10 protein-coding genes and 1 pseudogene are annotated in these 13,051 nt (G+C 72.7%); 6 read left to right on the top strand and 5 right to left on the bottom strand.

Going from position 1 to position 13,051, the window contains the following annotated elements:
- Positions 1–748: 748 nt before the first annotated feature.
- Together AXW62_RS47390 and AXW62_RS03005 are read left to right on the top strand one after the other, a co-directional pair.
- Positions 749–1,063 (top strand): annotated as a pseudogene (locus AXW62_RS47390) (FHA domain-containing protein); the annotation flags it as partial.
- A 330-nt stretch (positions 1,064–1,393) separates the two neighbouring features.
- Entirely contained in the window at positions 1,394–3,805 is a 2,412-nt protein-coding gene (locus tag AXW62_RS03005; protein ID WP_422398427.1) for an ATP-binding cassette domain-containing protein, read from the top strand.
- Positions 3,806–4,579: 774 nt separating this feature from the next.
- Here the strand turns inward: AXW62_RS03005 and AXW62_RS03000 are convergent.
- A complete protein-coding gene (locus AXW62_RS03000) occupies positions 4,580–4,957 on the bottom strand; it encodes a DUF2255 family protein (RefSeq protein WP_060943107.1) in 378 nt (125 codons plus the stop codon).
- A 165-nt stretch (positions 4,958–5,122) separates the two neighbouring features.
- A complete protein-coding gene (locus tag AXW62_RS02995; protein WP_060943106.1) occupies positions 5,123–6,007 on the bottom strand; it encodes a helix-turn-helix transcriptional regulator in 885 nt (294 codons plus the stop codon).
- A gap of 232 nt (positions 6,008–6,239) precedes the next feature.
- Here AXW62_RS02995 and AXW62_RS02990 point away from each other — a divergent pair, with 232 nt between their 5' ends.
- A complete protein-coding gene (locus AXW62_RS02990) occupies positions 6,240–6,563 on the top strand; it encodes a carboxymuconolactone decarboxylase family protein (RefSeq protein WP_060943105.1) in 324 nt (107 codons plus the stop codon).
- Positions 6,564–6,594: 31 nt separating this feature from the next.
- Positions 6,595–6,774, top strand: coding sequence for a cupin domain-containing protein (locus AXW62_RS02985; protein ID WP_370682887.1), 180 nt, complete (start codon positions 6,595–6,597; stop codon positions 6,772–6,774).
- Between the two features lie 345 nt (positions 6,775–7,119).
- Here AXW62_RS02985 and AXW62_RS02980 read toward each other — a convergent pair whose 3' ends face one another.
- From AXW62_RS02980 to AXW62_RS02970, 3 genes are all read right to left on the bottom strand, one after another.
- Positions 7,120–8,556, bottom strand: coding sequence for a M1 family metallopeptidase (locus tag AXW62_RS02980; protein ID WP_060943104.1), 1,437 nt, complete (start codon positions 8,554–8,556; stop codon positions 7,120–7,122).
- Positions 8,557–8,627: 71 nt separating this feature from the next.
- The gene (locus tag AXW62_RS02975; protein WP_060943103.1) at positions 8,628–9,509 is read right to left on the bottom strand and encodes a M20/M25/M40 family metallo-hydrolase; all 882 of its coding nucleotides are present in this window, start codon (positions 9,507–9,509) and stop codon (positions 8,628–8,630) included.
- A 408-nt stretch (positions 9,510–9,917) separates the two neighbouring features.
- On the bottom strand, positions 9,918–10,823 hold the full coding sequence (locus AXW62_RS02970) for an MBL fold metallo-hydrolase (protein WP_060943102.1): 906 nt from the start codon (positions 10,821–10,823) through the stop codon (positions 9,918–9,920).
- Positions 10,824–11,078: 255 nt separating this feature from the next.
- Here AXW62_RS02970 and AXW62_RS02965 point away from each other — a divergent pair, with 255 nt between their 5' ends.
- Complete coding sequence (locus tag AXW62_RS02965) at positions 11,079–11,288, top strand: hypothetical protein (RefSeq protein ID WP_030831325.1); 210 nt, start codon at positions 11,079–11,081, stop codon at positions 11,286–11,288.
- A complete protein-coding gene (locus AXW62_RS02960; protein ID WP_060943101.1) occupies positions 11,275–12,666 on the top strand; it encodes an amidase in 1,392 nt (463 codons plus the stop codon). The genes AXW62_RS02965 and AXW62_RS02960 overlap by 14 nt, the downstream gene beginning before the upstream one ends.
- Positions 12,667–13,051 lie beyond the last annotated feature (385 nt).

Raw genomic sequence — 13,051 nt, 5'->3', positions numbered from 1 at the left:
CTGCGTCCTGAGTGAGCGATCGCCCCGCGGTGCGCCGGACCGCAGGAAGCCGGACGGGGCCCGGCGGCCGGAACTCCGGGTTCCGGCCGCCGGGCCCCTGACGGCTGGTCCGGCTGGTCCGGCCGGACTCGGCTGGTGAGCTGCCGGTGAGCACGCGGGGCGCCGACGCGAAACCACCATGCTGCTCGGGCGGGCAGCGCTGGAGGGCACGTTCCGGCGCTGGCTCCGGCCCGGTGCACCGCACTGCGGGCGGCACGGTACGCGGCCGGATCCCCGGCTCCGTGCCATGACGGGCAACCTCCGCAGGTTCTGCGCCCTCTTCCATGCCGACCATGCCCGTACGCGCCGACGTGCCCCGGTCCGGGCCGCACACCGGCTGACCGACTCCGGTTCCGACTCCGGTTCCGGTTCCGGTTTCTGACTCCGACCCCGATCCCGATCCCGCCCCCGCCCCCGACCCTGATCCTGATCCCGACCTACGAGGACACACCGCCGTGACGCCCGACGAACCCTTCGACCGCATCGCCGACGATCTCATCGAGCGTCCGCGCGCAGCCCGTCTCGTCCGTCGGCAAACGCACCGCTCGGCTCCCGGGGAACCGGCTCACCACGCGTCGGCGACACCGGACCGGTGCGGGGCCGCCGCTGCCGGTCGGTGTTCCGGCACTTGCCGACCGTCGCACGGCTCGCCGACGCGCCGGTCCGCGTACGGACCGGTGGTGGTTCGCCACCTCGCGCCGCCGACCGTATGACGCTCATCCGCACCGGAGACGTCCGGGCGCGCGCCGGAACCGCAGGAACCGTCCGAGCCGCCGTCCGCCCTCGCGCGGACGGCCTCGGTTCACACGACCGACTTGGGACAGACGTGCCGGAACTTGTACTGCATGCCAATGGACGCACCTGGACCCTGGACGCGTCCCGGAGCTACACCATCGGGCGCGACCAGCAGGCCGACATCTCGTGCATCGACCGCCGGGTCTCCCGGCGCCACCTGATGATCCGTTGCGACGGCGGGACATGGGTCATCGAGGATCTCGGCAGCGCGAATGGCACGTTCGCCGAAGGGCGTCGTATCCAGCGGATCGAGGTCGGCCACGGTTCGATCGTCCGGCTGGGAAACGCCTCCACGGGCATGCGGCTGGACTTCACCGGAGCCCCGGCGGCGGTGAGTGACGACCAGGCCACCGCTGACTTGCGGATCCGCGCGGGGCTGCCCCGGGGCGAGGCCCGTCCCCCCGGGGACCGGGGGGCCACGGATCCGACGGACCGCGGCACGCCGGAGGCCGCCGCCGCCACGCCCCCGGTGGTGCCTGGTCCTGGGGTGGGGGAGGTGCCCCCGGTGGTGCCTGGTCCCCGGGTGGGGGAGGCGCCCTCTGGTCCCCGGGGCGGGGAGGTGCCTCCGGTGGTGCTTGATCCTCGGGCCGGGGAGGTGCCTCCGGGCGTGCCTGGTCCCCGGGTGGGGGCTGCGCCCTCTGGTCCCCGGGCCGGGGAGGTGCCTCCGGGCGTGCCTGGTCCCCGGTTGGGGGAGGCGCCCTCTGGTCCCCGGGCCGGGGAGGTGCCTCCGGTGGTGTCCGGTCCCCGGGCCGGGGAGGTGCCGGGCGCCGTCACGGGAGCGCCGGCGGCCCGTGGCGACGACCTGTTCCGGCCCCTGCCCCACCATGCCGCATCCGGCCTCGCCCATGCCGAGGCTCCCCGGACGCCCGGAGACGCGGGGGAGGCCCGGGACACCCCCCGGCCCGGAGAACCCACGGCCGGTGCCCGTGGAGCCGCCGCGGCCCTTTCCATCGACCGGAGCCCCTCGGGCGTCCACTCACTCGTCCGGGGAGAACGGCTGCGTATCGGTCGCGCGCCGGACAACGAACTCGTGGTGGAGGGCCCGTACGTCTCCCGCCACCATGCGGAGTTCCGGCCCCTGCCCGACGGCCGCTTCGAAATCGTCGACCTCGGCAGTCACAACGGCACCTATGTCAACGGGCAGCCCGTGGACCGCCAGATCATCGGCCCGTACGACATCGTCGGTGTCGGCCACTCCGCCTTCCGGCTCGCCGGAGACCGGCTGGAGCAGTTCGTGGACACCGGCGAGGTGTTCTTCGCGGCCCGCAACCTGACGGTGACCGTCGGGCGCGGCAAGACCATCCTGGACGACGTCTCCTTCGGTGTCCCCCAGAAGTCGCTGGTCGCGGTGATCGGGCCGTCGGGCTCCGGGAAGTCCACCCTGCTGCGCGCACTCACCGGCTACCGGCCTGCCGACCGTGGTCAGGTGCTCTACGACCACCGCGATCTGTACGTGCAGTTCGCCGAGTTGCGCCGCCGTATCGGCCTCGTCCCGCAGGATGACATCCTGCACAAGGAACTGACCGTCGAGACCGCTCTGATGTACGCGGCCAGGCTCCGCTTCCCCGGTGACACCAAGGCGGCCGAGCGCAAGGCGCGTATCGATGAGGTGCTCCAGGAGCTTCGACTCGACGTCCACCGGCTCAAGAAGGTCGCCTCGCTCTCCGGTGGTCAGCGCAAGCGGGTGTCCGTTGCCCTGGAACTGCTGACCAAGCCCTCCCTGCTCTTCCTCGACGAGCCCACCTCCGGTCTGGACCCGGGCCTGGACCGTGATGTCATGAAGTTGCTGCGGGAGCTGGCCGACGACGGCCGCACCGTGCTGGTGGTGACCCACTCGGTCGCCGAACTGTCCCTGTGCGACCGGGTGTTGGTCATGGCACCCGGCGGCTCCGTGGCGTACTTCGGTCCCCCGGACGAAGCCCTGGACTTCTTCGGTCACGACAGTTGGCCCGATGTGTTCTCCGCCTTCGAGAACCACCGCGACGACGACTGGGGCGGGCGCTGGCGGGCTTCCCGGCAGCACGACCGGTGCGTCGCGGAGATCGACTCGGCCGTACCGCCGCGGCAGCCGGGCACCCCCGCGACGCAGCCGCCGACCCGAGCTCCGCAGCCCCGACCACAGCGCTGGACCGGCCAGTTGTGGACGCTGATGCGCCGCTATGTGTCGGTCATCGCCTCCGACAAGGGCTTCATGGCGCTGATGGTGCTGCTCCCGGCCGTGCTGGGCGGGCTGAGCTGTCTGGTTCCGGCGACGTACGGACTCGCCCCGCCACCGCCCGACAGCCGTTTCCGCTACAACCAGGAGTCCGGAACCATTCTGCTGGTGCTGGTCGTCGGCATGTGCTTCTCCGGTGCGGCCAACTCCGTACGTGAATTGATCAAGGAACGGGTGATCTACGAACGGGAGAGGGCAACGGGCCTGTCCCGATCCGCGTATCTGATGTCGAAGGTGATCGTGCTCGGTCTGATCACCGCGGCGCAGGGCGTTGTCCTCTGCGCGATCGGCTTCTCCGTCCGCCCAATGCCCGCCCAGGGACTGCTCATGCCCACGGCCGTCGAGGTCTGCGTGGTCATCAGCGCGCTGGGCTTCACCACCATGATGTTCGGTCTGGTCATCTCCGCGCTGGTGAGGACCCCGGAGAAGACCATGCCGCTGCTCGTGATGTACGCCGTCGTCCAGGTCGTCTTCACCGGGGTCCTCTTCAAGCTGTTCGACGCCCCGGGCGTCGAACAGGCCGGCTGGCTGATGCCCGCCCGCTGGGCCGTCGCCGGTGCCGGGACCACACTCGACCTCGCGCACACCATGCCGCCATGGAACCTCGACAAGCCGGACGAGGTCGACCCGCTGTGGGCCCACACCGTCACCCAGTGGGGCATCGACCTCGGTGTGCTTCTGGCGATCGGGCTGGTCTGCGGCTTCGCGGTGGCCCGGCTGCTGCGTCGGCACGAACCCGAGGTCATGCGGGATTAGCCCCGGCCACGACACCGACCGAACGACGGCGAACGAACCAGGGCCGCGAGGTGCTGAAGTCGAGTACGAATACGACAAGTTCACGAACATGGTCACCGTCGCGGACGGTGATTTCCAGGTCGTGGCCTGCGTGATCCCCAAGCCTGGTGGCGGCAGCGCCTTCGAGCGGTACTGCATCCAGGCGACCGAGGCCAGCGCCTGGCGGTGACGGCCGGGACCCTGGGGTGCCGAGGTCGGGCCCGGCCGATGGCTCCTCCTGCGCCGGTCGAGACCGGTCGAGACCGGGCGAGATCCCGGCGAGATCCGGGCGAGATCCCGGCGAGATCCGGGCGAGATCCCGGCGAGATCCGGGCGAGATCCCGGCGAGATCCGGGCGAGATCCCGGCGAGATCCGGGCGAGATCCCGGCGAAATCCCGGCGAAATCCCGTCAGTTCCGCGCCCGGTCGGTCCGCCTCGGTGAAGGCCCGGGTCCGCCGGGAAGAGATCGGCGATTGCCCCTCCTGTTGGTCTGCCGCGACGAGCGGTGAACCGCCGCTGCTGCCCGCCGTTGAGGAACGCGGCACCGTGCCACGGCGCCGCCCGTCAAGCCGGTGGGTACCGTGCGCTACACTTGATCACGACGAGGCCGCCCGAACTCCGGGCAGCCGGACGTGCGTTGGTGGTCCAAGGAAAGACGCCCCGCTTCCTGCGGGGAGATGCAGGTGCAAGGCCTGCCCAGCGCTCAGAAGACGAGCCCCCACCCCGCCCGCGGGGTGGGGGCTCGGCGCTGTTCTTCAGGACCGCGGGGCCAGGCGCAGCGTGGTGGCGCGGGCCTGTTCGCCGACCATGGGCTCGACGTAGCCGCTGTAGTGGCCGTACTTGGCCTGGTAGGCGGCATCGACCCGGTCGTTGACCGCGGGGTCGCCGACGGGGGCGAAGGTGACGTCGGCTTCGACTCCGCCAGCGGTGATGTGGCCGGTGTGGGTGGCCTGGGCGGTTTTCCACCAGGTGCCTCCGGTTCCGCGCCAGGAGCGGACGTACAGCTCGTCGCCGTCGCGTACGACCCAGATCGTGGTGGGCTCGCGCAGGGATCCGTCGTCGCGGCGAGGGGCGATGCGCAGTTCCTCGGCCGCGGCGATGCGCTTCAGCGTCTCGGTCTTCCAGGTGTTCATGAACCGGCCTCCTTCGTGGTGCGGGCACGGGCGTTGTGTTGTCCTGCTCGGGTCGTCACTCCCGAGCGGGTGCTTCCTCCCGGGCCGGGTCTTTACCCCCGGGCCGGGTCTTTCCTCCCGGGCCGTGCGGGGAGCGGGACCCGGCGCGGCGGCCGAGGGCCCCGTTCAGCGCCTGCCGGCGCGGTCGGCGTCCGCGGATACGTCCTCGGTGGCCGCCCAGGTGGCCAGCAGCCGCAGCGCGTCGTGGTCCGGGGTGTGGGGCCCGGCGCTGTACGCGGTCAGGGTCAGGCCGGGCTGCGCGGGCAGTTCCATGGCGTCGAAGTCGAGGGTGATCTCACCGATGGCCGGGTGACGGAAGGCTTTGCGACCGGTGTGGTGCAGGCGCACGTTGTGCTTGGCCCACGCGGTACGGAACTCCTCGCTGCGGGTGACGAGCTCGCCGATGAGCCCGGTCAGACCGCTGTCGCCGGGAGCCCGTCCGGCCTCGGTGCGCAGCAGGGAGACGGTGGTGTTCACGGACTGCTCCCAGTCGGGGAAGAAGTCACGGCCGTGGGGGTTCAGGAACTGGAAGCGGGCGATGTTCACCGGGCGCGACGTGTCATCGGTGAACAGCGGCGCGTACAGGGCGTGGCCGAGGCGGTTCACGGCGAGGATGTCGAGGCGGCCGTTGCGGATGAAGGCCGGGGAGTCGGTCATGGAGTCGAGGACGCGCAGGACGCTCTCCGGGAGCGGGCCGCGGGGGCGTCTGGTGCGGCGGGAGGGACGCCTGGCGACGGCGCGGGCCAGGTCGTAGAGGTGCGCACGCTCGGCTTCGTCCAGCCGCAAGGCGTTCGCGACGGCGTCGAGGACTTCCTCGGAGGCTCCGGCGAGGTGGCCGCGTTCGAGGCGGACGTAGTAGTCGACGCTGACACCGGCGAGCATCGCGACTTCCTCGCGGCGCAACCCGGGCACGCGCCGGTTGCCGCCGTAGGCGGGCAGCCCGGCCTGCTGCGGGGTGATCTTCGCGCGCCGGGAGGCCAGGAACTCGCGGATGTCGCTCTCGGTACTCACGTGTTCCAGGCTAGGGCGGACGGCACGGACGAGGGGGGTCCTGCCAGTACCTGGCACAGCCGTACCTTCCTCGGGCGCGTGACCGGCGGTTTCCTCGGTAGTGGGCGTTGCCGCGGCCCCGGCGCACCCGCCCCGCAACCGGCCACCGAGAGGCTTCGGGCCATCGGGACCGGCCCCTGACCACGGCGCGGGCGCCCGGTTTCCAGACTTTCCCCACATGAGGAGTCGTCCTATGGCGAAGCAGTCCGCACCCCAGGAGCTGGCCGGAATCGCGCCCAAGCTCGTCGAGGTCACCGATGAGGTGCTCTTCGGCGACGTCTGGGAGCGGGCCGGGCTCTCCCCGCGTGACCGCAGCCTGGTCACCGTGAGCGTGCTCGCCGCGCTGTACCGCGGCGAGCAGCTCGGTCACCACCTCCGGGTGGCGCTGGAGAACGGGCTGAGCGTGGCGGAGCTGTCCGAGGCGATCACCCACCTCGCCTTCTACGCCGGATGGCCGAACGCCATGACCGCGATCACCCGGCTCAAGCAGATCGCCGACGAGCGGGCTGCCGCCTGACCGCGCGACGTGCCGCAAGGAGCACCACCTGATGGAATTGCTGAACAAGCAGCCGACGACGAAACTGCCCGCCGTGTGGTTCACCGGGGACGCGTGGGCCGATGTGATCCACCGCGGCGAGGAACCCTCCCGCGCCCGCGCGAACGTGGTGCGTTTCGCGCCCGGTGCCCGGACCGCCTGGCACTCCCACGGTCTGGGGCAGGCCCTTTAGCCGGTCCCCGGCGTGGCCTCCGCCCGAAGCGGCGCCCGGACGCGCAGGCGGGGAGCCTCGCGGCGCGGTCGGCTCCTAGCTCTCCGCCCGCTCGACCGCCCGGCGCAGGAGAGCGAAGAGCTCCCGCTCCTCGGCGGTGAACGGCGCGAGCATCTGCTCGTTCACCCCGACCCGCCGGACCACGCCCGCGCCACCGGCCCGGCCCCTCGGTCCCGGACCTGCCGTGAACAGGCCCGGGACGTCAGCGTGTCCGCCCCGCCGACCCGTGGCCCGCGCCAAGGGTTCGGCAACGGACCCGGCCTACCCGGCCTACCCGAATGACCCGGCCTACCCGGCCTACCCGGCCTACCCGACCTGCCCGACCTGCCCGAGTGACCCGAGGGACCCCGGGAGGAGGTACTTCTTCGGCGGGACGGTGGTGCCGTGTGCCCAGGCGTCGAAGAAACCGGTGAGGTTCTCGCCGGACACCTCCTGGGCGAGCGCCTCGAACTGCGCCCAGGAGGCGTTGCCGTAGCGGTGGTCGCGCTGCCAGCGCCTGAGGGTGTCGAAGAACGCCTGGTCGCCGACCGTGCGGCGCAGGGCGTGCAGCATCATGGACCCCTTGTTGTACAGGGCTTCGTGCAGTTCGCGGCCCTTGCCCGGGTCGTACAGCCTGGTCGTCCAGAAGCCGGGGTCCGCCTCGCTGTCCTCCAGCATGGTGCGGTAGAAGCCGTTGTCCAGGTCGGCCCCGGCCTTCTCCTCCCACAGCTGGTTGGCGTACTGGGCGAAGCACTCGGCCAGACAGCCGTCGCGCCAGTCGGCGACGGAGACGCTGTTCCCGAACCACTGGTGGGCGTTCTCGTGGACCATCGAGGTGTCGAAGTACGCCCCCTGGTACGTCGGACGGCTCTGTGTCTCCAGGGCGAGCGGGCCCTCGCCGTCGCCGCCGGCGATGACGATCCCTCCGGCCGAGGAGAACGGGTACGGGCCGAACTTCGAGGCCAGGAAGTCGATGACCTCCGGCAGCAGCGCCTCCGACTCCGGGTCGATGACGGCCCCGGGGCTGTAGGCGTGGACGACGGGCGTGCCGTCGGAGAGCTTGGAGGTGTGCACGGTGAACTTGTCGATGGCGATGGTGCTGAGGTACGTCGCCATCGGCCGGTCCTCGTACCAGCGGAAGGTGGTCGTGCCACCGTCGCTGGTGGTGGCGCCCTGCCTGCCGTTGCCGAGCACCGTCCAGCCCTCGGGGACGGTGGCCGTGAGCCGGAAGGTGGCCTTGTCCGAGGGGTGGTCGTTGGCCGGGTACCAGGCGGTGGCGGCGTGCGGTTCACCGGACACGCTCGCGCCGCCGTCGGCGAGGGTGTGCCAGCCCTCGCCGACCGGTTCGCCGGAGTAGCGGACGCGGACGGAGAAGCGCGTGTGCTTCGCCAGCGGCCGGGCGGGGGTGACGACGAGTTCGTGGGCGCCCTCGCGGGTGACGGCGCGGGCGGGCGTGCCGTCCACGGTGACGGAGCTGACCTGGAAGCCCACCAGGTCGAGGTGGAACCGGTCCAGGTCCTGTGTGGCGACGGCCCGGACCGTGGTGTCGCCCGTCAGGTGGCGGGGGCGGGCCGGATCGTAATCCACGTGAACGTCGTACTGGGTGACGTCGTAACCGGAGTTGCCGTCGTCGGGGTAGTACGGGTCTCCGGCGCCGGGGCCGCCCGGGGCGGCGGAGGCGGGCAGGGCGGTGAACACGATGCCTGCGGCCACGGCGGTGGCGAGCGTGGTGGCGCGGCGACGGCGGGTCCGGCGTGCGGGCATGCGGCTGCTCCTTCGAGGTGCGGGTGTCCAGGGCCGGGGCCAGGACGGGGGTGTCCGGGGGCCGGGCGTGGTCAGTGGCGCGCGGCGAGTTGCCAGACCGCGGCAATGAGGGCGTTGGTGCTGAGGGTCTCGGTGCGCGGATCCACGTTCTCGACGCGGTCGCACGCCTCGTGCAGGCACTCGTCGAGCCCCGTGGCGAAACCGCCCACCGGGATGCCGGCGTCACCGAACGAGACGTGGTCGCTGCCGCCGATGCCGATGTCGAAGGTGGGCAGCTTCCGGGCCGCGAACCAGTCCTCGAACGCCGCGGTCGCCGCGGGGTCGTCGTGGACGACGAGCCACTGCCGGATGTTCCTGGTCCCGGCCATGTCCACGTTCAGGTAGACGTCGATCCGTTCGCGGTCGGCGGCGGACAGGTCCCGCACATAGGCACCGGATCCCACCATGCCCGCCTCCTCGGCGCCCCACCAGGCGAACCGCAGATGGCGGTCGGGGGTGAGACGTGCCCGGGACACTTCGAGGGCGGTGGCGAGCAGGGCGGCGGAGCCGGAGCCGTTGTCGTTGATACCGGGCCCCGCCGCCACGCTGTCCAGGTGCGCTCCGGCGAACACGACGTGCTCGGGGTCGCCGCCGGGCCAGTCCGCGATGAGGTTGTAGCCGGTGGCGCCGTCATGGGTGAAGCGGTGCAGGGCGGTACGGAATCCGGCCCGGTCCAGCGCGGCCTTCACGTAGGCCACCGAGTCGCGGTAGCCGGGGGTGCCATGGGCGCGGTTGCCCCCGTCCCGGTCCGCGATCCGCTGCAGGGCGTCGAGATGCGGCATGACCTGGTCCGCGGTGATGACCGGCGGGGCCGGGGCGGTGGCGGGTTCGGCCGCGGCGGCGGGCGCGCCCACGAGGGCGGCGCACAGCCCGAGGACCACGCTCGCGCGGCGCAGACGGGACGTCGGGTGCATCGGTACGGATCTCCTTGCGGGTGGCGACGGGGGTGAGCCCGGGTGTCCGGGCACGGGAGATCACGATGGACGCGGGATGTGAGGTTGTTGTCAGCTTTGGATGACAGGAAGGAGACGGAAACGGCTGAGCGGGCGGAACGGGCTTCCGTCGGGCGGAACGGGCCTCCGCGGGCGGCCGGTAGCGCGGGGCGCAGCGGACCGCGCCGGCGCCCGGAGCGCAACCCGTCCTCGCGAGGGGAAACCGCCGAAAGGGGTCCGGAAACCGCCTTCGGGAGGGGAAACCGCCCTGGGCGAAACGGGTTGTCGAGGTGTGGCTGCACCGTGGCTCGCTGACGCGCCCGGAGCGGGCCGGCCGGTACCCCGCGGGCCGGTGCCCGCAGCACCCGTCCCCGCGCCGGTCCGCCCCGGCTAGTGCGGGGACGCGGGGACGGGGGAGAGGCGGTAGCCGGCTCCGTGGCCGGTCACCCGGCCCGCGGTGGGCGGCGGGAAGTGGGTGCCCAGCAGGAGGGTGTCGGTGCCGGCGAGGGACGCGAGGAGGGCGCGGCGGGTGGCCTCGGCCTGTCCGGGGTCGATGTCGACGCAGGAACTGATGGCGGGGTGGGCGAACTGGACGGGGTGGTGCACGCAGTCGCCGGTGATCAGCGCGCTCCGGCCGTGGCTGGTGAGCCGCAGGGCGAGGTGGCCCGGGGTGTGGCCGGGGGTGGGCAGCAGGCGCAGCCCGGGGATCACCTCGGTGCCCTCGGCCGGGAGGTCGACCAGGTCGAGCAGTCCCGCCTCCTCGATCGGGACGACGGAGTCGCGGAACATCTGCGCGCGGGGTTCGTCCATGTCGTAGCCCGCCCAGAACTCCCGCTCGGTGCGGGAGGTGAGGTAGCGGGCGCGGGGGAAGGTGGGCACCCAGGCGCCGTCCACCTCGTGGGTGTTCCAGCCCACGTGGTCGGTGTGCAGATGGGTGAGGACGACCAGGTCGATGGAGTCCGGAGGGAACCCGGCGGCGGTGAGCCGGTCCAGGTAGCCGGTCCGCAGATCGTGCCAGGCCGGGTTGGCGCGGGTCTTGCCGTTGCCGATGCCGGTGTCGGCCAGCACGCGGGTGCCGCCCACCTCGAAGGCGAAGCTGTGGCTGGAAAGGCGCAGGATGCCGTCCTGATCGGCGAAATCCGGGTGCAGCCAGTCCTGTTCGCCGACGATGCCGGGGGTGGCCCCGGGCAGCAGCCAGGGGCCGGTCTGCGGTGGCAGGGCGGTTTCGTCGATGCGGTGGACGGTGATGTCACCCACGGTCCAGGAGGGGATGGCGCGGGACGGGGATGCGTTCATGGTCCGTCGCTTTCTCGGGTCTCGGGTCTCGGTGGAGGTGGCCGCTGCCGGTGCGCTGAAGCCATCGGCCACGCTAAAGGCAATCGATTTGCTTTAGCTCACCGTAGGGCCTTACAGTCGACTAACGCAAATGCTTAGCGTTTGTGGGGAGCCTTACGCCTTCCCCGTCCCCGAGGGCCCTCCGCCTTTCCGTCCATGAGGGCCTTCCGTCCATGAGGGCCTTCCGCCTCGTCAGCCCCCTGAGAGGAAGACACGATGTCCGCCGCTGAACTCACACCATCGGAGGCGGCCCGCTGGGCCGCCCGTGCCGGACTCCCCCTGCCGGCCGACCGCCACACCGCGGTGGCGGCCACCGCCGAGTACATCCATTCCGTCGTCGCCGTCCTGCGCGAACTCGACTTCGGCGACACCTCGCCCGCCCTTGCCTACCGCGCGGTGGAGGAGAAGCACGATGCAGCCGTATGAACTGTCCCTCACCGAGGCCGCCGACGCGATCCGGACCGGCCGGCTGTCCCCCGTCGAGCTGGTCGACTCCGTCCTGCACCGCCTCGAAGAGGTGGATCCGCGGCTGACCGCGTACGTCACGGTGGTGGCGGACGAGGCGCGCCGGGCGGCCCGCGAGGCCGCGGACGACGTGGCGGCCGGCCGCCTCCGCGGCCCCCTGCACGGCGTCCCCATGGGGCTGAAGGACCTGATCGACGTCGCCGGCGCCCCCACCACCGCCAGCTCCCGGGTCCGCGAGAGCCACCGCGCCCGGGAGGACAGCACGGTCGCCGCCCGGCTGAGCGCGGCCGGAGCGGTCCTGGTCGGCAAGACCCACACCCATGAGTTCGCCTACGGGCTGACCACTCCGCAGACCCGCAACGCCTGGGACACCGGGCGGGTCGCCGGCGGCTCCAGCGGCGGATCCGCCGTCGCCGTCGCCGCGGGCGCCGCGACGTTCGCCCTGGGCACCGACACCGGCGGCTCCATCCGCGTCCCCGCCGCGCTCAACGGGGTCGTCGGCCTCAAGCCCACCTACGGGCTCGTGCCCCGCCACGGCGTCACCTCCCTGTCCTGGTCCCTGGACCACGTCGGCCCCCTCACCCGCACCGTCCCGGACCAGGCCCTGGTCCTGGCGGCCCTGGCCGGGCACGACCCCCGCGACCCGGCCTCCCTGGACATGCCCGCGCGGGACTACCGGCCGGGCGACGCGGAAGACCTGACCGGGCTGCGCGTCGGCGTGCCGCGCACCTACTACTTCGACCACGTCGACCCGGAGGTGGAAGCCGCGGTCCGGCAGGCCATCGACCGGCTCCAGGCGCTCGGCGCGCGGCTCGTCGAGGTCGAGATCCCCCTGACCCGCTACGTCCTGGCCACCCAGTACGGCCTCATGGCGCCCGAGGCGAGCGCCTACCACGAGCGCACCCTGCGCACGGTCCCGGAGCTGTACCAGGACGATGTGCGCATCCTGCTGGAGGCCGGGGAGCTGATGTCCGCCGGCGACTATCTGCGCGCACAGCGCTCCCGGAGCCTGATGCGGCAGGAGTGGGCGCGCCTGCTGGAGGAGGTCGACATGATCGCGGCCCCGACGGTTCCGATGACCGCGGTGAAGGCCGAGGAGTCGGCCGTCACCTGGCCGGACGGCAGCGTCGAAAGCGTCGCCGACGCCTATGTGCGGCTCTCGGCCCCCGCCAACATCACCGGTGTGCCGTCGCTGTCCGTTCCGGTCGGCCAGGACGCGGCGGGCCTGCCGATCGGCATGCAGCTGCTCGGGCGGCCGCTGGGGGAGCGGACGCTGCTGCGGGCCGGTCACGCCTACGAGCGGACCCGGTCGGCCCACGAGCTCGCCCCGGCGGCCTGACGGCGGCCCCGGTGGTCTGGTGGCGGCCCCGGGGGTCTGGTGGCGGTCCCGGTGGTCTGGTGGCGGCTCCGGCGGCCTGACGGCGGCTCCGGTGGTCTGGTGGCGGCTCCGGCGGCCTGACGGCGGCCCCGGGGGTCCGGCGGCGGCTCCGGTGGTCTGGTGGCGGCTCCGGTGGTCTGGTGGCGGCCCCGGCGGCCTGACGGCGGCCTCGGTGGTCCGGCGGCGGTCCCGGTGGTCCGGCGGGGCCCCTGGGGTCCGGCGGGCCCGGGGGGCGCGGCACCGCCGTCCGGCCCCCTGCCCCCGCTGTCCGGCCCCGGGCCCGGCCCCGACCCCGGCCACCCTGCCGATCAGCGCCCTGTTCCCGGTGCCCGGGGCGGGCACAGGG

This window comes from Streptomyces hygroscopicus subsp. hygroscopicus, from assembly GCF_001553455.1.
GTDB lineage: Bacteria > Actinomycetota > Actinomycetes > Streptomycetales > Streptomycetaceae > Streptomyces > Streptomyces hygroscopicus.
Note: the sequence above shows the minus strand (reverse complement) of the source record. Positions and strands in the feature narration are given on the sequence as shown.